We start from the raw sequence: 25005 nt of genomic DNA, 5'->3' as shown, positions 1-25005 counted from the left end.
TCATGGCAGTTATTTCATATATCGAAGCTGTAACATTAGCGCTTAAAGAAGAGATGGAGCGCGATGAAAAAGTATTTGTACTTGGTGAGGATGTTGGTGCTCGCGGCGGGGTATTCCGAGCAACGAATGGTCTTTATGAAAAGTTTGGAGAAGAGCGTGTTATTGATACACCGCTTGCAGAGTCAGCTATTGCTGGTGTAGGAATTGGTGCGGCAATGTATGGAATGAGACCTGTTGCAGAGATGCAGTTTGCAGATTTTATCATGCCTGCAGTCAACCAAATCATTTCAGAAGCAGCCAAAATTCGTTATCGCTCAAATAATGACTGGAATTGTCCAATTACCATTCGTGCCCCTTATGGCGGCGGCGTACATGGTGCACTTTATCATTCACAATCTGTGGAGGCTATTTTTGCAAGTATTCCTGGCTTAAAAATTGTTATGCCTTCTACTCCATATGATGTGAAAGGTTTATTAAAAGCAGCCATTCGTGATGAAGATCCAGTTCTATTTTTTGAACATAAACGCGCATACCGTTTGATTAAAGGTGAAGTTCCAGAAGAGGACTACACACTGCCGATAGGTAAAGCGGATGTAAAGCGTGAAGGTGATGACATTACTGTCATTACATATGGTCTTTCCGTACATTTTGCTCTTCAAGCGGCAGAACGTCTTGAGAAAGATGGTATTTCAGCTCATGTACTTGATTTACGTACAGTCTATCCGCTTGATAAAGAAGCGATCATTGAAGCGGCTAGTAAAACAGGTAAAGTACTGCTTGTGACAGAAGATAATAAAGAAGGCAGCATTATGGGTGAGGTAGCTGCTATTATCGCTGAACATTGCTTATTTGATCTTGATGCACCTGTGCAGCGTCTAGCAGGACCAGATGTACCTGCAATGCCTTATGCACCTACAATGGAAAAATACTTTATGATTAACCCAGATAAAGTTGAAAAAGCAATGCGTGAGCTTGCAGAATTCTAATCGGAGGGATCCTATGGCTACTGAAATTACAATGCCGCAGCTTGGTGAGAGTGTAACAGAAGGTACGATTAGTAAATGGCTCGTTCAACCAGGCGACAAGGTAAATAAATACGACCCACTTGCAGAAGTGATGACAGATAAAGTAAATGCTGAAGTTCCGTCTTCTTTTACGGGTACTATTAAAGAACTTCTAGTCGCAGAAGATGAGACTGTTGAAGTTGGTGTGGCTGTTTGTACGATTGAAGTCGAAGGTGAGGAATCTTCGGAGACAGCAAGTGCTCCTGTTGAAACAGATAAAGCAGATGGCACAGAAACTGCGCCATCAAATGAACAAGCAGATACATCTCAAAAAGCTCGTTATTCACCTGCCGTACTAAAAATGTCTCAAGAGCATGGTATTGATTTAACGCAAGTTGAGGGCAGTGGTAAAGGCGGAAGAATTACTCGAAAAGATATTCAAAAGGTCATTGATAATGGAGGCCAGACAAGCAAGCCAAAATCCGCGCCATCTGTTGCAGCTGAACAAAATAAACAAACAAGTAAGGGTACGGAATCTAAAGGAGTGCAGGCACCTTCAGCTAATCAAGCGCCGTCTGCTGATAAAGCGGACATACCTGTAGCAGCTGGTGATGTGGAAATCCCTGTTTCTGGAGTTCGTAAAGCGATCGCAGCGAACATGGTTAAAAGTAAGCATGAAGCGCCTCATGCTTGGACAATGGTTGAAGTGGATGTCACAAATCTTGTGCATTTCCGTAACAGTGTAAAAGGTGAATTTAAACAAAAAGAAGGATTTAACCTAACATTCCTGCCGTTCTTTATTAAAGCAACAGTTGAAGCTTTAAAGGAATTCCCGCAATTAAACTCAATGTGGGCAGGAGATAAAATCATCCAGAAAAAAGATGTTAATATCTCCATCGCTGTGGCAACCGATGATGCGCTTTATGTCCCGGTTATCAAGCATGCTGATGAGAAAACGATTAAAGGAATCGGCCGTGAGGTGCAAGAACTTGCAACGAAAGTTCGTACAGGAAAGTTATCTGGAGCGGATATGCAGGGAGGCACCTTCACAGTAAATAATACAGGTTCATTTGGATCGGTTTTATCAACACCGATTATTAACCATCCTCAAGCAGCGATTCTGTCGATTGAATCGATTGTGAAGCGTCCTGTGGTGGTAGAGAGCCCTACTGGTGATATGATTGCGATCCGCAGTATGGTTAATCTCTGCTTATCGCTGGACCACCGAGTTCTTGACGGGCTTGTATGCGGAAGATTCTTAGCTCGAGTAAAAGAAATTCTAGAAAATATGACTGAAGATAAAACATCCATTTATTAATACTAAAAGCTAGAAAGAAGGACTTCACTCCTTCTTTCTAGCTTTTTTACATTGTTTACTTTTAATTAGCTCATACTACGACTAATCACTATAGAAAGGATGTTGTTTGATGAAGAAGATCCATGGTTTATTTATCATCATGCAATTACTTGTCGTATTTGTCGTAGTACAAGGGCCGCTCTCGAACATCGTAAGTGCAGAAGAGGCGGTAGAGACAAAAGAGTGTGACTGCTACAAAGATCACGCAAAGCATAAAGATTTTCACAAGTATATGAAAGTGCATAAAGATTTCTATTTTGAGCTTTTAACAGAGAAGTTTGCTCCGGAATCTGCAGAACAATGGAAAATGATTCGCACAGAAAGAGATTTGCTTATGAAAAAACTGAGCGAGGCTAAGAAGCGTGGAGAGCTGCTTCACGGAGAAGTGAAATCAGAAGAATGGAAGGAGCAGCATCACTTTTTACAAAAACAATTAACGAAAGCAGTTAAAGAGAGAGATGAAGAGAAGATTTCAACCATTCTACCGCAAATCTTTACTCATTATGAGGAATTGAATAAAGTCTTTCAACAACGAGTGAATTCACTTTCAACTGCTGAACCGCAAGTTGACTAAAAAATAGCTGTGCCTGTGCACAGCTACTTTTTTAAGTTTATCGTAAAATCAATGAGAAACCTTTACAAATCGTAGTAATTCCGATATAATTCATAATCGTGATAAAACGTAATCGTTACGAAAGGGGTACGTCATGAAGATAAAATCGAGTTTGTTTGCACTATTACTTGTTCTTTCAACGTTTCTTGCAGCATGCGGGGGACAGGATCAAGCAGAAGAGTCTGGAGAATCAGAAGAAAATGAAGAAATTGAAGTAACGGAGGAAACCTTAAAGATCTATACGACAATTTTTCCGCTAGAAGATTTTGCTCGTAAAATCGGCGGTGAGTATGTTGAAGTTCATAATATGGTACCGGTAGGAGCAGATGCTCATACATTTGAACCAACCGCACGGCAAATGATTGAAGTGGCTGAAGGAGATGCCTTTATTTATAATGGAGCAGGCCTTGAAGGGTTTGTGGATGCTTTAATCAATACAGTCGGAGAAGAGAACGTTTCAATCGTTCAAGCCTCGGAGGGTATTGATTTAATTGATTATGACCATGATCATTCACATGGCGACCATGACCACGAGCATGAAGAGCACGGACATGAGGAAGACCATGACCACGAGCATGAAGAGCACGGACATGAGGAAGATCATGATCACGAGCATGAGGAGCACGGGCATGAGGAAGATCATGATCACGAGCATGAAGAGCAAGGGCACGAAGAAGATCATGATCACGAGCATGAAGAGCACGGGCACGAAGAAGATCGTGATCACGAGCATGCTCACGATCACGACGAAGATCCTCATGTTTGGTTAGATCCTGTTCTATCTATGACATTAGCAGAGAATATTAAGACCACACTAATCGAGCTTATGCCGGAACAGGAAGATTATTTCACAGCGAACTTTAACGAGGTAAAAGAGGAGCTTGAGGCAGTAGACGCAGAGTTTACACAAATGGCTGAAGAAGCAAATAAAGATACCTTCCTTGTTTCTCATGCAGGTTACGGCTACTGGGAGGAAAGATATGGGTTGCATCAAGTAGGCATAACTGGCTTATCTCCTACTAACGAACCTTCTCAAAGACAACTGCAAGAGATTATTAATTTTGCCAATGAATATGAGTTGAATTATGTTTTATATGAACAGAACATTTCTACAAAAGTGGCAGAGGTCGTTCAAGATGAAGTGGGGGCTGAATCATTATACCTCCACAATCTAGAGGCGCTTGTTGCTGAAGATGTTGAAAATGAAGAAGATTACTTCAGCTTAATGAGAAAGAACATTGAATCGCTTCGTACGGCACTTGAATAATTGGAATTAGACTAGATTATGGCTGATGATTTTATTCATCAGCCTTTGTCTTGCTTGCATGAGCGATTTCAGTTGTTCATTAACAATGGAACAGGTACAATAGAAGAAACAATGTTATTGGAGGGTTACACTCATGCAATTTAATTTCTATATGAATGATGTCGTTGAAACAGCTCGTAAAGAAATGGTTGAAGCAGGTTATAAGGAATTAAAATCACCTGAGGACGTAGATACAATTATGAAAGAAGAAGGCACAACGCTCGTTATGGTGAACTCTGTATGCGGCTGTGCCGGGGGAATTGCACGCCCTGCTGCAGCTTACATGAAAAACTACGAAACAACTCCAGATCGTTTTGTAACGGTCTTTGCTGGTCAAGATAAAGAAGCTACTGCGAAGGCACGTGAATACTTTAAAGGATATGCTCCGTCATCTCCTTCTTTTGCCTTATTAAAGGATGGGGAGATTCAAATGATGGTAGAACGTCATGAGATTGAAGGGCATGAGCCGATCCAAGTTGTTCAAAAGCTAGAAAAAGCATTTGACCAACATTGTAAGTAATAGATTAAAGCTAATAAGAACACCTTATACAGCTGCAGCAGATGCTTCAGCTGTATTTAATTGTAATACGTTTATATAAAGCTCGAACGCTAAATCAAGCTTCGCTTCAGTTTTAGAAATATGCTATAATAAGCCAGAATAGAAAAAGGAGTTGGCATGACATGCAATCATTATACGAGCAAATTCAAGTGTATCTAAATATGGAAGAAGAAATCCCTTTTAAAGAGTTCAACAGTTATTACCAAAAGGTTATTAAAGAATTAGGTGATTCTCATGAGAAATTTGATGAGGAAACACTATGGAAAGCATTATTTATCGTGGAAAATGTAATGTCTAATGCTGAGGGCCGTGCGAAAGAAACAAAAGGAACTGAAGCAAAAAAATATACAAAAATGGCACAACGTCTGCAATTATGGGCTAAAAACTTTGCAACACGCCTAGGACAAGCTGGTTATACAGAAGAAGATATTAATGAGCGTTTCAACACAATGTTTGAAGAAGGCGCACCAGCAAACTCTTAAGCTGCAAGCACTTATATAAGGGGAAACGCTTGACAACTTCCCCTTATATAAGCTACATTTAATAGTGTCGTTTTACCGGCGCCTATGGTGAAAGGGATATCACACGAGATTCCGGTTCTCGCGTTGTGGGTTCGAATCCTGCTAGGCGCGCCAATTTGTACATAGTCAACCTCTATTAACGAGCTGATCGTTAGTAGAGGTTTTTTAGTGGTTTGACCTGACATCTACTAGGTTAGTAAGGTCTAGCAGGTGTGTCTCGTGAAAAGAATCTTTTATATATAATCGTTTATGAAGCTGATCTATACGTATGGGCTCCCCTACGATGGTTTTAAATGTGCCATTCTCCCAATAAGAAAAGTATAACTCGATATGTCTTTTGAGTCCTGCTCCTATAGCTCTCTCCATCTCATGTATGGCTTGATCATCAATCAGAGGTTTTTCTTTAGGCTGATTGTCTTTGAAGAGTGGTAGAATCGCTTCTTTATGTTCAGGAAGCAAAAAGCGACTTCCCTCCCATAGAAGGTTTCCTCGCTGTAATCTTTCTTTTGTTTGTTGTCTCATTTATAATGTCCTCCAATCTTTTTTGCTCTCTCAAATACTTGGCCTGCTCTTGTTAAGGAAGAGGCACGAACAAGCGAAGCCGGACCAAACCGTGAGTGAATCGAGTCCATCGCAGCCCCGATTCGTTCTTTTTGTTCCCAACCTTGATCAAATAAGCTTAATTGTTTTTCGGCAGCTGAAGATAGGTTTGTGAGGGTTATACCTACCTGCCTAATTGGCTGGCCATCCCAAAATGTTTTAAACAATGGTACGGCTGTTTCGTATAAATCGAGTCCATAATTTGTAGCTTCTAAAAGCGGCTTTTGTCGTAAAAACGAACTCGGATGATCATAGCTTGCTCCTTTAGCAAATACTTTTAATGTGTTACCAATTACCTTTTTACCTCTCGCTCGTAACGCCACCTCTTCACATAATTCAAGTAGGATGACCTTTATCTCACTCAATTCTTGGTAATCGCGAGGGAGCGTCATCGCATGGCCGATTGCTTTTTCTCCACTCAATGATTTGAAATGAACCGGCGATGAGTCATACCCATTTGCAGACTCCCATAACACATGTCCTGGAATACCCCACTTTATCTTTAAGCGCTCAAGGGGGGTAGTGGCCAATTGTCCGATGGTTCTTATCCCCATATTGTTAAAGTGAGTCCTCATACGGCCGCTGATCCCAAATAATGCTTCTACGGGGAGAGGCCAAATAGTATTAGATGTCTCTTTATGCCAGATGGTGAAAAGCCCAGTACTATTCTTTTTTGCAAAGTGATCACATGCCATTTTAGCCAGAAGTTTATTCTCGCCGATGCCAATTCTAGCAAATACACCTGTTTCAGACTTTATCTCCTCTTGCAGCCGTACAGCGAGTGATTGCAAGGAACCAAAAAGATGCGAAGTGTAGGTGACATCAACAAACTGCTCATCAATGGAATAAGGTTCAACTAAATCACTGTACCGCTGTAAAATCGTAGTGATATGCGTAGAAACATCAACGTATGTTTGCATTTTTGGTTTTATAATATAAAGATGAGGGCATTTTCGCTTGGCTTCCCACAATCTTTCGGCTGTTTTTATTCCATATTTTTTTGCTAGCGGACATGCTGCTAATATCACTCCGCTTCTTCGTTCAGGATCGCCTGAGACAACGGTTGGAACTCCTCTAGATTCAGGGTGAAAGCCCTTTTCAACTGATGCATAAAAAGATTCCATATCAATCAACAATATTTCTCTTCTCTTCATAGCTCCCTCACCTAACAGAACATTTGTTTGCTTTTAGTATATACGAACAAACGTTCAAAAACAATGGAAATTTTTAGAGAGAAAAAGGGTTTCCTACATAAGTGTCGAACTCTATTTTTTATAGAGATATATGTTTATGGCAGGGGAGGGGACTTATGTGGTAGTCGTCTTAGAAGGAAATATAAACCTGAATGTGTTTTATAAAGTGGTTCGACGATCACACGCTCCGACACTGTTATGTTGTTGGAGAGAAAAAGTTGAAACATGGGACATCCTGTGTATAAATGAGGCAGCAACGCAATGTTTAACTGAGTATCAATTGAATTTACCTGAATTCAAACAGATTTTGTATGACAATTTATCTAGCTGTTCAACAGACATAAAACCAAATGAAGTTAAATGGCAGCGGACATTTACTGCGTATCTTGAATCTTTTACATTAGAAGCAAATATCATCTTTCGTTCAGAAGAGGAAATATATTTTCTTCTTAATATAGAAGAGAAAATAGAAGAAATAGAGGTTGAAAAAATAGAATACGACGAGCTAGACGGTGACTCTAAATTAAACATTGGAGTAGCGAAACCTAAAAGGCTCCCGTGCTATTGGAATAGCCTTTCTAGCATCATAGAAGATAAATATAAGGTGATTGTAGAGAATTCGTATGACATTATCTGTCTTACGGATAAAGAGGGAAATTACCTATTAGCCTCCCATTCTTATTTACCAGTATTAGGGTATGATCCTTTAAAGCTTACAGGGCAATCGGTCCTTTCTTATATTCATCCAAATGATCATAAAAGAATTCAAGAAACCTTAATAAAAATGGTGGAAACGAAAGAAGAAAGTGAAGCTGTGGTTTATCGGAAAATGCATGCTAACGGGCATTATAAATATTTTGAAGGAAAAGGGATGCCCATTTTATCATCAAGCGGTGAGGTGGTTTCATTTGTTGTAATAAGCCGTGATATAACAGATATGAAGAATAGGGATGATCTCTTGATTAGATCAGAAAAGCTAGCCCTAGCAGGTGAGCTTGCAGCGGGGATCGCTCATGAAATCAAAAACCCGCTAACGACCTTAAAAGGCTTTTTTCAATTGACGGAAAGCCAATTAGAACCTTATCGTGATGTACTGATGCATGAGTTAAATCAAATAAATAATATTATAGAAGAGCTGCTTCTTGTGGCTCGCCCAAGAGCAATCAAGGAGGAAAAGGTGGATCTCTTAAACGTAATTAGGGATTCTTTAACAAGCATCGACACAGAAATACAGCTTAAGAATATTACGATAGACTTACAGCTTTGTGATGAGGCATACCTCTTCTGTGCACCACATCAATTAACTCAAGTATTTATCAATCTGCTAAAGAATGCGGTCGAAGCAATGGATAACGAAGGTAATTTATCTATCAAAGTAAAAAAGGTCGATCAAACAATTCATATTATCGTTAAAGATACCGGGATAGGAATGACACAAGAAGACCTTGCTCGCCTAGGCGAACCTTACTATTCTATTTCAAGTAAAGGGACAGGTATTGGCTTGATGGTATGTTATAAAGTAATTGAAAATCACGGAGGGAGTATGTCGATCACTAGTGTATGTGAGGAAGGAACTGAGGTGAGTATTCAACTCCCCGGTTTACAAACGATGAGCCTTAATTAAATTTGAGGCTCTGCTATTTTCCAAATGAGAGATTTTTATAAAAAAGATTGACAATATGTTAATCTTAACGTATTGTTATAAGTGTCGTTACTACATATCTTGATCCGTTAGCTCAGTTGGGAGAGCGCCACCTTGACAGGGTGGAGGTCACTGGTTCGAGCCCAGTACGGGTCATACATTTTTTGAAATCCTTATTCTGTATTCAGAATAAGGATTTTTTGTATTTAGAATCTCTCGCTCCGAAAGTCCCATAGCTAGTAAATTATTTTTCGTGATTTGCGACAGTGGTAAAAATATCTTTGGGGCAGCAGCATTTGTTGCGAGTGCTGGGTACGAGTACGAGCCAGCAGCTTATGAAATTGCTGTTAAACCAATCTTAAATGAAATTCCTAAAGAAGGAAGCGAAGAGTAATTGTAGCTCATGCGATCTAAGAAATCAGGCTGAGTGTTTAAGACAGAATAAGAATGAAGACTCATCAGCGGATGAATATATGTAGACCACCTGGAGACTAGAGCGGGAAGTGAGATCCTGGAGTACAGATAGCACGGGAATACTTGATAGCTCTCAGCAGAAAGAGATATACAGTTTAGGAGTATAATATATATATACCGCTTCTGTATTGGTCGTAGCCCCTAAATTAAAATACTTATGACTCAACCTAGTGCGTTACTACTTATCTTGATCCGTTAGCCGAGCTCAAGTTCATGCTTCTGAAAGAACACTCGTAAATGAGAGTGCATTTTCGCGGCGGAATAGATAGATTTTTCCGAATATACCAACTGGTAAAATAATTGTTGCTATTATTGTTAAAACATAGTTTAATAGACAATATATTAAAAGTGCCCCTAATTAATTACGGGATAATAGGGAAATCAGTTGAAATCTGATGCAGCCCCCGCTACTGTATGTGTTGATGAAAATGTCGTGCCACTAGATACTATCTGGGAAGGGACATGAGTAAGCTGAACAACACAAGCCAGGAAACCTGCTTTTAATTCATTGTATCCAGTCTTCGGAGGGAGGACGAGGGATGTTCATATGTGAGATCTATCATTAATCTCTATATTTGACATGCCCACTAACCTATCTTCCAATATGAAGCTACGGTTTTTTTTGTGGTTAATTTTATATGTAAAGCAAGGTGTATAACAGCTCGTTATGCTTAAAAGGGAAGTACGGTGTAAATCCGTCACGGTCCCGCCACTGTAATGGGAAGTTTCGTTGTATGAAGTCACTGATTAATCGGGAAGACACAACGAAATGATGAACCTAAGTCAGGAGACCTGCCTTGTTTTTCTTCTTCAATACCTACGGGTTTATAGGTAGAGAAGTGTAGTAAATGCTGGCTTTTTTTTGTATGGCATTTTATGCACCTCTACCTAGGGGTGCTTTTTTTATTTTGAAAAAGGAGTGAGTGGATGACTACTTGGAATTTAAATGGTACACAAAAACATGTATTAATTTGTAATGGATCCAGCTGTATGCGTAAAGATGGGGAAGAGATCACCGTTGCAATCCGTGATGAAATTAATGAGTTAGAACTTGATGATAAGATTCATACGTCAAGAACTAGATGTAACGGTCGTTGTAAGGATGCGTGCGTTGTGGTCGTCTATCCTGAAGGGAATTGGTATGAAGTGGACTCTCCGGAAAAAGGAAGGTCCATCATAAAAAGCCATGTTGATCCCACCATTGAATTAGGAGACTCTCTTATCTACAGCTTTAATAATGAGGAGTTTAGGGCAATAAATACTGATAAACGAATTAAAGGCATTGAAAAAGGTGAAAAGAAACAAGCGAAAGTCTAATTGAAACGGCTTACATTATAGCCTGGATCAAGGAGAGGTAATCAACTCAGGAGGTGTGATAATGCTTGGGAAGTTATTAGTTATAGGGTTTGGTCCTGGCAGCTTTGAGCACATGACAAATAGAGCATTAACAGCGATCCAAGAAAGTCATTGCATAATTGGATATAAAACCTATGTAGACCTGATCAGTGATTTATTAACAGATCAAGAGATTATAAGTACTGGGATGTCAGAAGAAGTGAGTCGTGCACAAGCGGCAGTGAAGCTCGCTGAAGAAGGAAAAACAGTGGCCGTTATATCGAGTGGAGATGCTGGTGTTTATGGAATGGCTGGTCTTGTTTATGAGGTCTTAATTGAAAAAGGATGGACAGAAGAGACGGGAGTAAGTGTAGAGGTGGTTCCTGGTGTATCTGCTAGTAATTCATGTGCTTCACTACTAGGAGCACCAATCATGCATGATTCATGTACGATCAGCTTAAGTGATCATTTAACTCCGTGGAAGTTAATTGAAAAAAGAATAGAGGCTGCTGCACAAGCAGACTTTGTCATTAGTTTATATAATCCTAAAAGTGGACGGAGGACAAGACAGATTCAAGAAGCGCAGAGAATTTTACTTACCTATCGTTCTCCTAATACACCTGTTGGATTAGTGAAGAGTGCTTATCGTGAAAGGCAGCATATTGTTATAACGGATCTTGAGAACATGCTCGATCACGATATTGGTATGTTAACAACCGTTGTAATAGGAAATTCCTCGACATTCCTTTACGATAACAAATTAATTACTCCAAGAGGTTATCAAAGAAAGTATACCTTAGATAAAACGGAGCAACGATTAAAACCTCATGAACGACTCAGACATGAAAATGAGCCATGGGCACTTCATCAAGGAAAAAAGGAAGACGAACAAATCCAGAAAAAAAGTCAAACACGAAAAGCTGAAGCGGTACCGGCCTCAAAAGTCTCAGAACCTATGGAAACATCTTTAGATTTAGCCTTAGAAGCTCTGAGTTTAGTAGCCGGAGAAAATGCGGGTGCACGAGCAAACGAGGGACAAAAAAAGAATGAGATCTACAATCCTGTTGTTTCGGTGTTTGAACTTGCGATAAGTCCAGGGGTAGTTAATAAACACTTTACTCCTAAACAAATGATTACATTAGCAGAAGTAGTTGGTAATGATGGGACTATGGAATATACACCTCACCATCAAATTCATTTAAGAATACCAACAGCCGAGCCCGAGATGATTACTGGTAGATTAAAAGATGCTGGATTTCTTATTGAACCTATAGGCGATGTTTTTCAATTGAAAGCATGTGATTTCTGTGATGGGGAGAAAAAAGATTCTATTCCACAAGCTGAAGAAATCAATAAGAGATTAAGTGGTCTAGAGCTGCCTAAAGAATTGAAAGTAGGGTTTAATGGTTGCGGCATGGCTTGTTACGGAGCTGTTAATGATGATATAGGCGTCATATTTAGAAAGGGAAAATTTGATTTGTTTTTAGGGGCAAAGACAGTAGGTCGTACAGCACATGCTGGTCAACCAGTGGCAGAGGGGATCGAACCGGATAAAATCGTACCTCTCATAGAGGAAATTATCTCAGATTATAAAGAGAAGGGTCACCCAAACGAACGATTCTTTAAGTATTTTAAGCGAGTGGGAAAAGTTTTAGATTATACATACAAAGATATGACACCAAAAATTGAGATTGAACCAGCTCCATGTGGAGACTAGAAAAATCAGGGGGAAATGAACATGAGAGCCATTTTACTTGTAGGGCACGGTAGCAGGGATCCAGAAGGCAATGAACAAGTGAAGCGTATGATTGAAGAATTATCAACCAAATTAGATCCTGGCCTTTTAATAGAAACCTGTTATTTAGAATTTGCCAAACCAACCATTGAACAAGGGATTCAAACGTGTGTAGAAAAAGGTGCGTCAAGTGTTTTTGTCATCCCGCTTATGCTGCTTGCAGCTGGGCATTCCAAGATTCATATTCCTGCAGCAATTGATGAAGCAAGGGAGAGGTATCCACAGATCCAATTTACATACGGACGACCTTTTGGAATTCATGAAGAAACACTTGAAATTTGTAAAGATCGATTGGTAGAGGTAGGCGAAAATGTAGATAATGCTGATCCTGATACAGCTATCGTTTTATTAGGCCGGGGTGGAAGCGATCCTGATGCTAATTCAGATCTTTACAAAATGACTCGTTTATTATGGGAAAAGCTTAATTATAAATTAGTGGAACCTGCATTTATGGGGGTAACGGACCCTCTCATAAAAGAAGGAGTTGAGCGGTGTATAAAGCTTGGAGCTAAGAGAGTTGTGATCCTCCCTTATTTCTTGTTTACAGGTATATTAATTAAGCGCCTTGAGAAGATGGTTAAAGAATTTGAACAAGAATATCCAGGTATTTCTTTTAATTTAGCAGGTTACTTTGGTTTTCACAGCAGGCTTCAGACCATCATCAAGGACCGAATTGAAGAAGCGCTGCAAGGTGAGGTAAAGATGAATTGTGATACTTGTATATATCGAATTGATGCAATGGAACATATTGACCACCATCATCACCATGATCACGATCACGATCACCACCACCATGACCATGATCACCATGAGGTACAGAAAGTATGATTCTTTTTTTAGCGGGTACTAGTGACGCAAGAGAGTTAGCGATCCTGCTTAAAAGGTCAGGACATTCAATCCTTACAACAGTAGTGACGCAGAATGCAGCTATTGAATTAAAAAAAGCAGGGCTAAGTGTTTATGTGGGGCGATTAACTGAAGATGATTTTGTAGAGAAGATTAAAGAACAAAACGTTCAAGCGATTGTAGATGCAAGTCATCCCTTTGCAGAAGAAGCAAGTACAAATGCTTTAAACGCTTCAAAAGAAGCTGGAATTCCTTATATCCGATACGAACGTGCATCTCAATCGCATTTTGGAAAAGGAATCACGATTGTCGATGACTATGTAATGGCTGCAGAGCATGCATTAAGAAGTAGAGGAGTCATTATGTTAACGACCGGAAGCAAAACGCTTCAAGTATTTACAGAACGTTTACTCGATCAACCGGACATCAGGCTGATTGCTCGTATGCTCCCCCGAAAAGATAATATGGAAAAGTGTGAGGAACTTAAGCTGCCTCAAAGAGACATTGTTGCTATACAAGGACCATTTACAAAAGAATTTAATTCAGCCCTTTACAAGCAATATGCAGTAACAACAATGATTACAAAAGAAAGCGGCAAGGTTGGCTCCGTTGATGAAAAAGTAGAAGCGGCGCTAGAACTAGGTATTGAAGTGATAATGATTAAACGGCCTAAAATAGAATATAAGAACCTTTATTCTGATTATGCAGATGTGTTAACTCATATTAATCGAGTTGTATATACAGATCAAACTATGGATGGGAGAGAGTAATATGGATTTTCTTACAGATTTCAAACCTTTAACTGTACAGCCTCAGGAGATAGAAGGAATGAGTTTTAATATGATTGATGAGGAATTTGGGCAGCACTCTTTTACAGAAGAACAATATAAAATTGTGCAGCGAGTCGTTCATGCTTCAGCTGATTTTGAACTTGGGCATAGCATGCTTTTCCATGAAAAAGCCATTCAATCAGGGATTAAAGCTATTAAAAATGGTGAGCAGGTGTACGCTGATGTTCAAATGATCGTAAGCGGAGTTAGTAAAGGAAGAATTGAAAAGCACGGTGGTAATGTTCACGTTTATATTTCGGATGAGGACGTCATGAAAGAGGCAAAAAGACTGAATACAACTCGTGCAATTATATCAGTTAGAAAATCAATTCAACAATTTGATGGCGGTATTTATGCAATTGGTAATGCACCAACTGCTCTGCTTGAATTAATTAGGTTAATTAAAGGAGGTTACGCGAAGCCTAGTTTAGTTATTGGGATGCCTGTTGGGTTTGTATCTGCGCCTGAATCAAAAGAAGAGCTTGCAAAACTCGATGTACCTTTTATTACTAATGTGGGGAGAAAAGGCGGCAGTACAGTCACGGTAGCAGCACTTAATGCACTCTCACTCTTAGCAGAAAAGGCATAGAAAATGGCGGTAAAAGCAAACAAGAAAGATAAGAAAGAAATGCGCTCTGGTTACACTACAGGTGCGTGTGCTACTGCTTGTACAAAAGCAGCACTAGTTGCTCTTATCACAGGTATAGAACAGCTAGATGCTACTATTTTCTTACCCGTTGGAAAGTTTGCTACGTTTGAAATGGAATGCTGTACTATAAGTCAGGGCTTTGCTGAAGCGGAGACGATTAAAGATGCCGGGGATGACCCAGATGCCACCCATGGGGCTTTAATCATTGCTAGAGTATCTTGGTCTTTTGTGCCTGGGATACATATTGATGGAGGGATTGGCGTGGGACGTGTAACAAAAGAGGGTTTGCCTGTCCCTGTAGGAGAAGCGGCGATTAATCCAGTACCTCGAAAAATGATTTATGAAACGGCTAAAGAAATCCTCCAATCATACGGAATTAATAGAGGAATATCGATTGTCATCTCCGTACCAGAGGGTGAAAAGATGGCAGAAAAAACACTCAATAAACGCCTTGGAATTGTTGGGGGTATTTCTATACTTGGGACAAGAGGAACAGTAATCCCTTTCTCAAGCTCTGCCTATATGGCAAGCATTGTGCAGGCAATAAGTGTTGCTAGAGCAAGCGGCTGTGAGCATGTTGTCATATCAACCGGAGGTAGAAGTGAAAAATATGGGATAGCCCAATACCCTGAGCTGCCTGAAGAAGCTTTCATTGAAATGGGCGATTTTGTAGGCTTTACCCTCAAACAATGTAAAAAGCAGGGGATAAAAAAGGTCTCGCTAGTTGGGATGATGGGTAAGTTTTCAAAGGTAGCTCAAGGCGTGATGATGGTTCACTCTAAAAGCGCTCCGGTAGATTTCAACTTTTTAGCAAATGTTGCACGAGAAGCTGGAGTGAACGATGAAGAATTAATTGAAGAGATCAGAGGGGCTAATACCGCTTCACAAGTCGGAGATTTACTGTTCACCAAAGGCTATCATGAGTTTTTTGCAATACTCTGTAACTATTGCTGTGCTGCAGGAATTAATGAAGTACGGGGTGGAATGATGATTGAAACAAGTTTGTACTCGATGAAGGGTGCTTTTCTTGGAAAGGCAGGTAAGGATGATAGATAAGAAGATTAAAATCATAGGTATCGGTGATGAAGGACAAAATGGTCTTCTTCCTATATATAAAAAGTACATATTTGAAAGTGAGCTGTTAGTAGGAGGAGAAAGGCTGTTGAATTTATTCCCTGAGTATCATGGGGAGAAGAGGGTAATTAAGGGAGGATTAAAAAACCTTATAGATGACCTTGCTCAAGAATCTAGAAGGGTTGTTATTTTAGCCTCCGGAGATCCTTTATTTTATGGGATAGGAAGCTATTTAGGTAAAAAGTTAAAGGTGGAGATCTATCCATATTTGAGTTCAATTCAACTTGCATTTTCTCGCATGAATGAAAGTTGGCAGGATGCCTATGTAACGAGTGTTCATGGTCGAAGTATCCAAGGGTTAATCCAACGAATCAATGGGCGAGAAAAAATAGCTTTGTTAACTGATGATATAAATACCCCTGCTAAAATAGCTCAGTATCTACGTTCCTATCACGTCGATGAATACCTTGCATTTGTAGCAGAGAATCTTGGTGGAGAAAATGAACGGTGTGGCTACTATGAATTAGAAGAGTTGGAAAATATAGATTTCTCCCCGCTTAATGTAGTCATTTTGAAAAAAGTTAAAAAAGTAAAAGTTTGGAGTTTCGGTATCGCTGACAATGAATTTCATCAAAGAAAGCCAGAAAAAGGGCTGATTACAAAAAAAGAAATTAGATCTCTTAGTCTAATGGAGTTAAACCTAAAGGAAGACAGTGTTGTTTGGGATATTGGAACATGTACTGGTTCGATCGCCATTGAAGCTAGTCTTATTGCAAAGAATGGTCAAGTGTTTGCGATTGAAAAAAGTGAACTAGACTTAGAAAACTGTTATAAGAATCAAGTGAAATTTCGAACAGATTTCACTGTTATTAAAGGGAAGGCACCTGACTATCTACATACGTTTTCTGAGCCCGATGCGGTCTTTATAGGTGGTACCGCTGGGAACATGGATGATATTTTGGCAGCTTGTTGTTCTCGCTTAAAAGAAGGCGGAAGAATTGTGTTGAATGCAGTTACGATTGAAAATTTGGTGCAGGCAGTGGAAGGGTTTAAACAAAATGGGTTTGAAACAACGATCACGCTTGCTCAGATTTCAAGGAGTAAACCTATTTTACAATTAACACGTTTTGATGCCTTAAATCCTATTTACATCATTACAGCCAAACATAAGGAGGGAGTAATCTAATGACTGGAACATTGTATGGTTTAGGAGTGGGCCCAGGGGATCCGGAATTACTCACAATTAAAGCTTTCCGCAAGCTGAAAGAAACGGAGGTCATTGCATACCCCAAAAAAAGAAAGGGCAGCAAGAGTTATGCCCATAGAATTATAGACTTATATATTCAGCCTGAGGAAAAAGAAATGCTTGGCCTTGTCTTTCCTATGACAAAAGATCCTGTTATTTTAGAGCGTGAATGGTCAAATACCGTAAACCAAGTGTGGGAGTATCTCAAAAAGGGCAAGGATGTAGCGTTTGTAACAGAAGGCGATCCTTTATTATACAGTACATTTATACACATGATGAAATTAATGAAGTCACGTCATCCAGAAGTTACTATTCAAACAGTTCCTGGTATTTCTTCCATTAATGGAGCTGCTTCAAGGCTTGGTATTGCTTTGGCTGAAGGAGATGATCATGTTGCTATCGTACCAGCAAGAGATGATTATGCTGAAATGAAGAAAGTAATTATAGAAAATGATTGTGTCATTTTTATTAAAGTAGCAAAAGTTATGGACTTAATGCTTGATGTATTAAGGGAGTTAGATTTAGTAGACAAAGCTTCCGTAGTGACAAAAGTAACTTCGGATGAAGAAATTGTATGGGACATTCACGAATTAGACCGTGCGGAACTTGAATATTTAACGCTGATGGTGGTGAGGAAATGAGGAAGTTAACGATTATTGGAGCAGGACCTGGAGACCCAGAACTTATTACGGTAAAAGGTTTAAAAAAGCTAAAAGAAGCAGATGTTGTGCTCTATGCAGATTCACTAGTTAGTAAAGAGTTAATTGAGCAAGCTAACTCTGATGCTGAAATTATCAAAACCGCAGGGATGCACCTTGAAGAGATGGTCCAAGTAATGGTTGATCGCTTGCGGGAAGGAAAGCAAGTTGTAAGAGTTCATACTGGAGACCCTGCAGTGTACGGGGCTATAATGGAGCAAATTTCCATGTTGAACAAGCAGGATATAAATGTAGAAATTATCCCTGGAGTCAGTTCAGTTTTCGCTTCGGCAGCTGCTCTTGGCGCAGAATTAACCATTCCTGACTTAACTCAAACGGTCATTCTTACACGTGCCGAAGGAAGAACCCCAGTACCTGAAGCAGAAAAGTTAAGAGACTTGGCGAAGCATAATTGTACGGTTGCTTTGTTCTTAAGTGCCACTTTAACAAAGAAAATCGTCAAAGAATTTTTAGCTGCAGGTTGGAGCAAGGATACTCCAGTAGGGGTTGTGTATAAAGCGACCTGGCCTGATCAGAAAATTGTTCGATCTACCCTTGAACGCTTAGATGAAGATATGCGAGTAAATGGAATTCGCAAACAAGCTATGATTCTAGCCGGTTGGGCTATCGATAAAAATATTCATGACAAGCAGTTTAAATCAAAGCTATATGATAAAGAATTTACCCATGGATTTCGAAAAGGAGTAAAACCATGACCCTTGTTTTAGAAGAAGGTAAACAGGTAGAACTCAAGGAAAATGGGGTTTTTGCTATTGTCGCTATTACAAAGCATGGAGTGAATTTAGCAAGAGGATTACATTCAACATTTCAACAATCAGATTTATTTTATATGAGTAAATTTGAAAAGGGAGATGAAGATACCAGGCATATTCAATTATTTGAAGGGAATGTACGGCTGTTGCTGCCCTCTCTATTCCAATCTTATAAAGGGATTATTATGATCGTCTCATTGGGAGCTGTTGTACGGATGATTGCTCCGATATTAAAAGATAAAAAAACGGATCCTGCTGTAGTAGTCATTGATGATAAGGGAGAACACGTCATTAGTGTATTATCGGGGCATTTAGGCGGAGCTAACGAATTAACAAAAGAAGTCGCAAACATACTAGATGCAAAACCTGTTATTACCACAGCATCAGATGTGCAAAAAACGATTGCAGTAGATCTATTTGGCAGCCGTTTTGGCTGGGAGTGGGAATCGGCGAAATTCTTAACACCTGTGAGTGCATCAGTCGTTAATGAAGAGCATGTTGCCATTGTTCAAGAGTCAGGTGAAAAGGAATGGTGGAATTATGACCATCCTTTGCCTGACTCGATTAAAGTCTATGCTTCAGTTGAGGAAGCTATTGAGGCAAAACCCAAAGCGGCATTAATTATCACACATCGTCAATTAAACAGAAATGAGCAGCTAATTCTTGAAAATGGAGTGCTCTATAGACCAAAGGTCATTGTTTTAGGGATTGGATGTAATAGAGGCACTTCTTTAGCAGAGATTGAGAATGTCATTGAAAAAACATTGGAGGAATTGAGGTTTTCTATAAAGAGCGTAAAAGCCATATGTTCGATTGATCTTAAAAAAGATGAAGAGGGGCTTATAGCTTTAGCTCAAAAGTATAATTGGGACTTTATTTGTTACTCAGCTGATGAGTTAAATAAAATGTCCATTCAAGATCCTTCAGATACGGTTTATAAATTTACAGGTGCGTATGGTGTAAGTGAACCGGCTGCGATGTTATACAGTGGATCAAAAGATCTTGCTCTTGTTAAGAAGAAATCAGGAAATGTAACGATCTCGGTTGCATTAATACCGTACTAGTGAGGGGGAGACATATTGAATCATCGAATGGTTATAGCAGGGACAGGAAGCGGCGTTGGTAAGACAACACTAACCATTGGTCTGATGGCGGCTTTTAAAAAAAGAGGATTAACAGTACAAGGCTTTAAATGTGGCCCTGATTATATTGACCCGTCCTATCATACGGCTGTCACAAAGCGAGTTTCTAGAAATCTTGATAGTTGGATGCTTGATCGAAATACGGTTTTAGATATTATGACTCATGGTAGCAAGGGTGCAGATATTTCCATAATAGAAGGTGTTATGGGATTTTTCGATGGAAAAGATCCCAAAAATAATAAAGGCAGTACAGCTGATATAAGCATGATTACACAAAGTCCTGTTTTACTTGTTGTTAATTGTGCAAGTATGGCAAGAAGCGCAGCTGCAATTGTAAAAGGGTTCCAAATGCTTGCTGAGGGGCCCAATATAGTAGGTGTAATTGCAAATAGAGTAGGTAGTGAAGGACACTTTAAGATTGTTAAGACGGCTATTGAACAAGAATGCGATATCCCTGTAATTGGCTATTTAAAACGAGAGCTTGATATTAAGATTCCTGAACGACATTTAGGGTTAGTTCCTTCAATTGAGAGGGGAGAGCTAGATCCCTTTTTTGAAAAAATAGGAGATTTAATAGAAGAGACCGTAGATTTAGAACAACTGTTAGAACTCTCAACAGCTCCTGTTCTCCCTGTTCCTAAAATTTATTCACTGTTTACTCAGAGAAAAGAGAAGGTTGTTCGAATTGCAGTAGCAAAGGATGCTGCTTTTAATTTCTATTATCCTGAAAACTTGGAATTACTACAATCGTTAGGGGCTGAGATCGTTTATTTTTCACCTTTAGCAAATGAATCCTTGCCTGAAAATAGTGACGGTTTATATCTAGGAGGCGGATTTCCAGAGGAATATGCGGAACGGCTTTCTCATAATAAAGAGGTTCAGCATTCAATTAAGACCGCTATTGAAAAGGGACTGCCAACACTCGCCGAATGCGGAGGGTTTATGTATTTAACTGAAGCGATTGAAACTACTAGCCAAGAGGAATTTTCAATGGTTGGCATGATTCCAGGTAAAGTAATAATGCAACATAAGTTAGCGGCACTGGGTTATCGAGAAATTACCGGTGAAAATAATAATTTCTTAATAAGCGGAAAAGAAAAAGCCAGAGGTCATGAGTTTCATTACTCTACTTACCATAATAAGGAGAATAAGGAGCAAATACGTCATGCGTATGTAACGAAGGGAATGCGAGGTACCAAGCAAGAAGGTTGTATGATGCATAATCTTGTAGCAGGGTATACTCACTTTCATTTTGCTTCTTGTAAAACGATGGTTGAAAAATGGATTAACAAATGTAAGACCAGTAAAGCCATTTTGCAACGCTAAAGTCTACTAATCGTTCACTATCAGGAACTACATTACTATTACTACGCGATTAAATAAATAGATACATCGTTATCTATAGAGGATCAAGGTGAGAGGATGAATAAAAAAGGAAAAGTTTTTTTGGTGGGGGCAGGTCCTGGAGACCCCAAGTTAATTACAGTTTATGGACTTGAATGTATTCAAAAAGCAGACGTCATAGCTTACGATCGATTAGTTAATAAAGAATTATTAAATCATGCTGCACCAGGTGCTGAACTTATTTATTGCGGGAAGTCTCCGGGAAACCATAGTTTTATGCAAGAAGAAATTAATCAATTACTCGTATCTAAAGCGTTTGAAGGAAAAAGTGTTACAAGACTAAAGGGGGGAGATCCCTGTGTATTTGGCAGGGGAGGTGAAGAGGCTGAAGTTCTCTCAAATGCTGGGATTGCTTTTGAAATTGTTCCTGGTATTACTTCTGGAATTGCAGCCCCTGCGTATGCTGGTATTCCTGTAACTTACCGAAATTATGCCACTTCCTTTACTATGGTCCATGGAGCTGGAAGAAAAGATAACGGTACAGATGGATTGAACTGGGAAGGATTAGTAAACGGCAGTGATACTTTGGCCTTTTATATGGGGACTCGTAATCTGTCATATATTTGCGAACAAATGATCATTCATGGAAAAGATCCTAAAACTCTAGTGGCTGTGATTCAAGAAGGGACAACCGCCAATCAAAAATGTGTTACAGGCACACTAGAATCCATCGCGACGATTGTTATAAATGAAAAAATACAACACCCTGCAATGATTGTCGTTGGTGAGGTGGTTAAATTCAAAGAAAAATTAAGCTGGTTTAGTAAAGAAGGAGAGATTCTAGATGACAGTGTTAGAGTTACTCCGTAATAGGAGAGCGGTTCGAAATTATACTAACGAGAAAATAGAAAGAAAAAAGATAGAGCTTTTACTAGAAGCCGCAACGCTCGCTCCAAATGATCGCATGAGAGAGCCTTGGAACTTTTATATTATACAAGAAGAAGCAAAACTTAGGTATGAAAAGTTAGCATTGGAGTTCCTAGAGGAACGATTTCCTACAAAACCATCTTTAATAAAAAGCTCGCTTGATGTAGTAAGAAATACTCCGCTCATTATTATCGTAACCTCAGATATTGCTTCAAATGATGCAGACTCAAAAGATAATGAGTATGCAGTTTGCTGTGCTATTCATTCTATGTGGTTACAAGCTCAAGAGCTAGATCTTGGATTTGTTTGGCGCACACGCGGTGTAGGTCTTGTTCATGATTCTCGTTCGTTTGATTTTATAGGATCACCCGAAGGAAAAAAAGTCATTGGCACATTATTTATAGGGCACCCTTCACAGAATGCATTAAATCAACAAAAAGAAAAAGTAAGAACTTCATTTGAGGATAAAACAATATGGATGGAAAGATAGTAAGTCTATTACTATTGTCGAGTTAACTAATCTATCATTAGTATGTGAGCTGTAAAGGAGGCTAATATGAGCCAGCAGAAAAAGAGAAGGGGATTGACCCTTGTATATACGGGTGATGGGAAAGGTAAAACCACGTCTTCATTAGGGTTAGCATTACGTGGGATTGGAAGAGGATTTAATGTAGGGATTTTTCAATTTATAAAATCAAAAGAGCGGACCTATGGAGAGGAAATAGCTCTAAAGAAGTTAGGTGTAGAGATGATTCAATTAGGGGTTGGCTTTACTTGGACGAAAACCCCTGAAGAGCACAGAGAAGCATTAAGAAAAGCCTGGCCTATTGCAAGAGAAGCTGTTATGAGCGGGGAATACGATTTAGTCATCTTAGATGAACTGAATAATGCTCTAGCGATAGACAAATTTCCAATAGAAGATGTTTTACCGATCAAGGAAGTAATAGATTTAATTCAACATAAACCTTCCCACGTCCATTTAGTCGTTACAGGCAGGTCTGCAAAAGATGAAATAAAAAACATAGCTGATCTAGTTTCAGTTATTGAACCAGAAAAGCATTATTACAATGAAGGTGTTCCGGCAGTTAAAGGAATAGAGTTTTAGAATAGATTTTTAAAAAAGTTAGATATCTATTGCTGTTATCACTGCTTCATAAAAAAAGGGGGAGTAGAAATGGGGGGCTTAAAAGAAGCGGGCGGGGCCGACCCTTCATTAAAAGCAGAGGAGGGTGAAAAAAATAAGCATAAAAGAGGGAGAACAAGGTTTCTCTTTCTCTGCCTAATCCTCATTTTAATTGTTTCGATGACCGTCTCAATAATGATAGGTCCTATTTCAATCTCTCCAATCACAGTATGGAAAATCGCTTTATCAAAAGTTCCATATTTAGATACGTTCATCGTACAAGATTGGACACAAGCTCATGAACAAATCATTTGGGAGATTCGCTTTCCGCGGATTATTTTAGGAGCCATTGTAGGGGCAGGGTTAGCGATTGTTGGTGTTGCTATTCAGGCGCTCGTTCGAAATTCCCTAGCTGATCCATTCATTTTAGGTATATCATCCGGAGCTTCAGTGGGGGCTACTCTTGTCATTGTATTAGGAGCATTTAAGATGTTTGGACTATATGCCCTTTCAATCGCTGCATTTTTGGGCGCATTGATCTCTGTTTTCTTAGTCTTTTTAGTTGCACAAGTTAAAGGAAGAATTTCTACGGTAAGACTTCTCCTATCAGGTATTGCCATTTCGATGATGCTCTCTGCTGTTACAAGCTATATTGTAATTTCAGCTCCACGTGAGGAAGGCATGCGAGATGCGCTATTTTGGATGATGGGGAGTTTAGCAGGAGCGAAATGGGGGCAGTTGGCTATTCCATTTTTTTCACTGTGTATCGGCATGGCGTTGCTTCTGTTTTTTGCAAGACCACTAAATCTACTTTTAATGGGGGAACAAACAGCAGCAACTCTGGGTTTAAATATTAATATCTTTAAGAAAGTACTAATGCTAGTTACGGCATTACTAACGGGTGTTTTAGTTGCTGTAAGTGGTGCCATAGGTTTTATTGGACTGATGGTGCCTCATATTGTACGCCTTTTTATAGGATCAGATCATAGAAATGTACTCCCAATAAGCGCGTTCGTTGGCGCTATTTTCCTTATTTGGGCAGATGTTTGTGCACGTACATTTGTCGCGCCACAGGAGTTGCCAATTGGAATTGTGACTGCGCTTTGTGGAGGACCATTTTTTATTTGGCTGCTAAGAAGAAATTCGTATTCATTTGGAGGTGGGGGAGAAAAATGATGCTGTCCGTTTCAAAATTAACAACCACCATTGAACATAAAGATATTATTCATCAAGTATCTATGCACATTGAATCCGGAAAGTTTGTCGGGCTGATTGGGCCTAATGGCAGCGGGAAATCGACCTTATTAAAAACCATTTACCGTATCTTTGAACCACGTGCAGGTCTCGTTGCGTTGGATGAAAAGGATATTTCAACCCTTACTCATAAAGAATTGGCAAGGCGTATGGCTGTAGTCGCTCAAGAAGGTTCAGCACCTTTTGATTTTACTGTTGAAGAAATAGTTCTTATGGGAAGGAGTCCTCATAAGAGATTCTTTGAGGGGGACACGAGTGAAGATTCTTATATTACTAATCAGGCATTAGTAAAAGTTGGGTTAGAAGGTTATTCAAATCGTAGTTTCTCAACCTTATCAGGGGGGGAGAAACAACGTGTACTAATTGCCAGAGCACTTGTGCAAAAAGCGAATGTACTTATATTAGATGAACCGACGAATCATCTTGATATTCAGCATCAACTACATATTCTCGATGTGGTGAAAAGTTTAAATGTAAGCACCTTAGCAGCAATACATGACTTAAATCTGGCTGCGGCATATTGTGACATTATTTATGTGATTAACGGTGGTGAAATGGTTAAGCAAGGATCCCCGTCTGAAGTACTTACAAGGGATTTGGTAAAAGAAATTTTCCAGGTTGATTGTACTATTACGACCCATCCAATGACGGGAAAGGTCCAGATCTCTTATATTTCTGATGGGATGGTATAACGGATCGT

General features: G+C 39.4%; 26 protein-coding genes, 2 tRNA genes and 2 riboswitches. Of the genes, 26 read left to right on the top strand and 2 right to left on the bottom strand.

From position 1 onward, the window contains the following. The first annotated feature begins 2 nt into the window (after nt 1-2). The 7 genes from A33I_RS10435 to A33I_RS10405 all read left to right on the top strand — a co-directional run bounded on the left by A33I_RS10435 (nt 3) and on the right by A33I_RS10405 (nt 5474). Nucleotides 3-986 carry an alpha-ketoacid dehydrogenase subunit beta gene (locus tag A33I_RS10435; RefSeq protein WP_022628374.1) on the top strand — a complete coding sequence of 328 codons (984 nt, stop codon included), beginning with the start codon at nt 3-5 and terminating at the stop codon, nt 984-986. A 13-nt stretch (nt 987-999) separates the two neighbouring features. Next, nucleotides 1000-2322: a dihydrolipoamide acetyltransferase family protein gene (locus A33I_RS10430; RefSeq protein ID WP_022628373.1), complete on the top strand. Its 1323-nt coding sequence runs from the start codon at nt 1000-1002 to the stop codon at nt 2320-2322. Between the two features lie 109 nt (nt 2323-2431). Beyond that, complete coding sequence (locus A33I_RS10425) at nt 2432-2935, top strand: hypothetical protein (RefSeq protein ID WP_022628372.1); 504 nt, start codon at nt 2432-2434, stop codon at nt 2933-2935. Nucleotides 2936-3068: 133 nt separating this feature from the next. After that, nucleotides 3069-4241, top strand: a complete 1173-nt coding sequence (locus A33I_RS10420) for a metal ABC transporter solute-binding protein, Zn/Mn family (RefSeq protein ID WP_022628371.1) — start codon at nt 3069-3071, stop codon at nt 4239-4241. Nucleotides 4242-4374: 133 nt separating this feature from the next. Then, the gene (locus tag A33I_RS10415; RefSeq protein WP_012959627.1) at nt 4375-4800 is read left to right on the top strand and encodes a BrxA/BrxB family bacilliredoxin; all 426 of its coding nucleotides are present in this window, start codon (nt 4375-4377) and stop codon (nt 4798-4800) included. A gap of 161 nt (nt 4801-4961) precedes the next feature. Continuing rightward, nucleotides 4962-5321: a hypothetical protein gene (locus A33I_RS10410; RefSeq protein WP_022628370.1), complete on the top strand. Its 360-nt coding sequence runs from the start codon at nt 4962-4964 to the stop codon at nt 5319-5321. Nucleotides 5322-5399: 78 nt separating this feature from the next. Next, a tRNA-Arg gene (locus tag A33I_RS10405) sits at nt 5400-5474 on the top strand. A gap of 51 nt (nt 5475-5525) precedes the next feature. Here A33I_RS10405 and A33I_RS10400 read toward each other — a convergent pair. Beyond that, entirely contained in the window at nt 5526-5882 is a 357-nt protein-coding gene (locus A33I_RS10400; protein ID WP_022628369.1) for a YolD-like family protein, read from the bottom strand. Further along, nucleotides 5879-7114, bottom strand: a complete 1236-nt coding sequence (locus A33I_RS10395; protein ID WP_022628368.1) for a DNA polymerase IV — start codon at nt 7112-7114, stop codon at nt 5879-5881. Before A33I_RS10395 ends, A33I_RS10400 begins: the two co-directional genes overlap by 4 nt. Before the next feature lie 157 nt (nt 7115-7271). Here A33I_RS10395 and A33I_RS10390 point away from each other — a divergent pair, with 157 nt between their 5' ends. The 19 genes from A33I_RS10390 (at nt 7272) to A33I_RS10305 (ending at nt 24997) form a co-directional block, all read left to right on the top strand. Continuing rightward, the gene (locus A33I_RS10390) at nt 7272-8777 is read left to right on the top strand and encodes an ATP-binding protein (RefSeq protein WP_022628367.1); all 1506 of its coding nucleotides are present in this window, start codon (nt 7272-7274) and stop codon (nt 8775-8777) included. Between the two features lie 101 nt (nt 8778-8878). Further along, a tRNA-Val gene (locus A33I_RS10385) sits at nt 8879-8951 on the top strand. Nucleotides 8952-9048: 97 nt separating this feature from the next. Further along, on the top strand, nt 9049-9189 hold the full coding sequence (locus A33I_RS20845; protein ID WP_022628366.1) for a hypothetical protein: 141 nt from the start codon (nt 9049-9051) through the stop codon (nt 9187-9189). Between the two features lie 409 nt (nt 9190-9598). After that, a riboswitch (cobalamin riboswitch) is annotated at nt 9599-9785 on the top strand. Nucleotides 9786-9900: 115 nt separating this feature from the next. Beyond that, nucleotides 9901-10083: riboswitch (cobalamin riboswitch) on the top strand. 113 nt (nt 10084-10196) lie between these two features. Then, a complete protein-coding gene (locus A33I_RS10380; protein ID WP_022628365.1) occupies nt 10197-10586 on the top strand; it encodes a (2Fe-2S) ferredoxin domain-containing protein in 390 nt (129 codons plus the stop codon). A 61-nt stretch (nt 10587-10647) separates the two neighbouring features. Further along, on the top strand, nt 10648-12321 hold the full coding sequence (gene cobJ, locus A33I_RS10375) for a precorrin-3B C(17)-methyltransferase (protein WP_022628364.1): 1674 nt from the start codon (nt 10648-10650) through the stop codon (nt 12319-12321). 21 nt (nt 12322-12342) lie between these two features. Beyond that, on the top strand, nt 12343-13227 hold the full coding sequence (locus tag A33I_RS10370; RefSeq protein WP_022628363.1) for a sirohydrochlorin chelatase: 885 nt from the start codon (nt 12343-12345) through the stop codon (nt 13225-13227). Then, complete coding sequence (cobK, locus tag A33I_RS10365) at nt 13224-14015, top strand: precorrin-6A reductase (RefSeq protein ID WP_022628362.1); 792 nt, start codon at nt 13224-13226, stop codon at nt 14013-14015. Before A33I_RS10370 ends, cobK begins: the two co-directional genes overlap by 4 nt. Nucleotide 14016: 1 nt before the next feature. Next, nucleotides 14017-14664 (top strand): precorrin-8X methylmutase, encoded by a 648-nt coding sequence (locus A33I_RS10360; protein WP_022628361.1) that lies wholly within the window; start codon nt 14017-14019, stop codon nt 14662-14664. A gap of 3 nt (nt 14665-14667) precedes the next feature. Beyond that, the gene (locus A33I_RS10355) at nt 14668-15780 is read left to right on the top strand and encodes a cobalt-precorrin-5B (C(1))-methyltransferase (protein ID WP_022628360.1); all 1113 of its coding nucleotides are present in this window, start codon (nt 14668-14670) and stop codon (nt 15778-15780) included. Then, complete coding sequence (locus tag A33I_RS10350) at nt 15773-16984, top strand: bifunctional cobalt-precorrin-7 (C(5))-methyltransferase/cobalt-precorrin-6B (C(15))-methyltransferase (protein ID WP_031311551.1); 1212 nt, start codon at nt 15773-15775, stop codon at nt 16982-16984. The genes A33I_RS10355 and A33I_RS10350 overlap by 8 nt, the downstream gene beginning before the upstream one ends. Beyond that, on the top strand, nt 16984-17685 hold the full coding sequence (gene cobI, locus A33I_RS10345; protein WP_022628358.1) for a precorrin-2 C(20)-methyltransferase: 702 nt from the start codon (nt 16984-16986) through the stop codon (nt 17683-17685). The genes A33I_RS10350 and cobI overlap by 1 nt, the downstream gene beginning before the upstream one ends. Beyond that, nucleotides 17682-18458, top strand: coding sequence for a precorrin-4 C(11)-methyltransferase (gene cobM, locus A33I_RS10340; RefSeq protein WP_022628357.1), 777 nt, complete (start codon nt 17682-17684; stop codon nt 18456-18458). Before cobI ends, cobM begins: the two co-directional genes overlap by 4 nt. Next, nucleotides 18455-19579, top strand: coding sequence for a cobalt-precorrin 5A hydrolase (locus A33I_RS10335; protein ID WP_022628356.1), 1125 nt, complete (start codon nt 18455-18457; stop codon nt 19577-19579). The genes cobM and A33I_RS10335 overlap by 4 nt, the downstream gene beginning before the upstream one ends. Nucleotides 19580-19591: 12 nt before the next feature. Then, a complete protein-coding gene (locus tag A33I_RS10330) occupies nt 19592-20983 on the top strand; it encodes a cobyrinic acid a,c-diamide synthase CobB (protein WP_031311550.1) in 1392 nt (463 codons plus the stop codon). 96 nt (nt 20984-21079) lie between these two features. Then, on the top strand, nt 21080-21871 hold the full coding sequence (cobA, locus tag A33I_RS10325; RefSeq protein ID WP_022628354.1) for a uroporphyrinogen-III C-methyltransferase: 792 nt from the start codon (nt 21080-21082) through the stop codon (nt 21869-21871). Then, complete coding sequence (locus A33I_RS10320; protein ID WP_022628353.1) at nt 21846-22418, top strand: nitroreductase family protein; 573 nt, start codon at nt 21846-21848, stop codon at nt 22416-22418. The genes cobA and A33I_RS10320 overlap by 26 nt, the downstream gene beginning before the upstream one ends. A 66-nt stretch (nt 22419-22484) precedes the next feature. Beyond that, nucleotides 22485-23033 (top strand): cob(I)yrinic acid a,c-diamide adenosyltransferase, encoded by a 549-nt coding sequence (locus A33I_RS10315; protein WP_022628352.1) that lies wholly within the window; start codon nt 22485-22487, stop codon nt 23031-23033. A 69-nt stretch (nt 23034-23102) separates the two neighbouring features. Then, on the top strand, nt 23103-24227 hold the full coding sequence (locus A33I_RS10310) for a FecCD family ABC transporter permease (protein ID WP_022628351.1): 1125 nt from the start codon (nt 23103-23105) through the stop codon (nt 24225-24227). Further along, nucleotides 24224-24997 carry an ABC transporter ATP-binding protein gene (locus A33I_RS10305; RefSeq protein WP_022628350.1) on the top strand — a complete coding sequence of 258 codons (774 nt, stop codon included), beginning with the start codon at nt 24224-24226 and terminating at the stop codon, nt 24995-24997. Before A33I_RS10310 ends, A33I_RS10305 begins: the two co-directional genes overlap by 4 nt. The last annotated feature ends 8 nt before the right edge of the window (nt 24998-25005 follow it).

Source organism: Alkalihalophilus marmarensis DSM 21297, from assembly GCF_000474275.2.
Classification (GTDB): Bacteria; Bacillota; Bacilli; order Bacillales; family Bacillaceae_D; genus Alkalihalophilus; species Alkalihalophilus marmarensis.
Note: the sequence above shows the minus strand (reverse complement) of the source record. Positions and strands in the feature narration are given on the sequence as shown.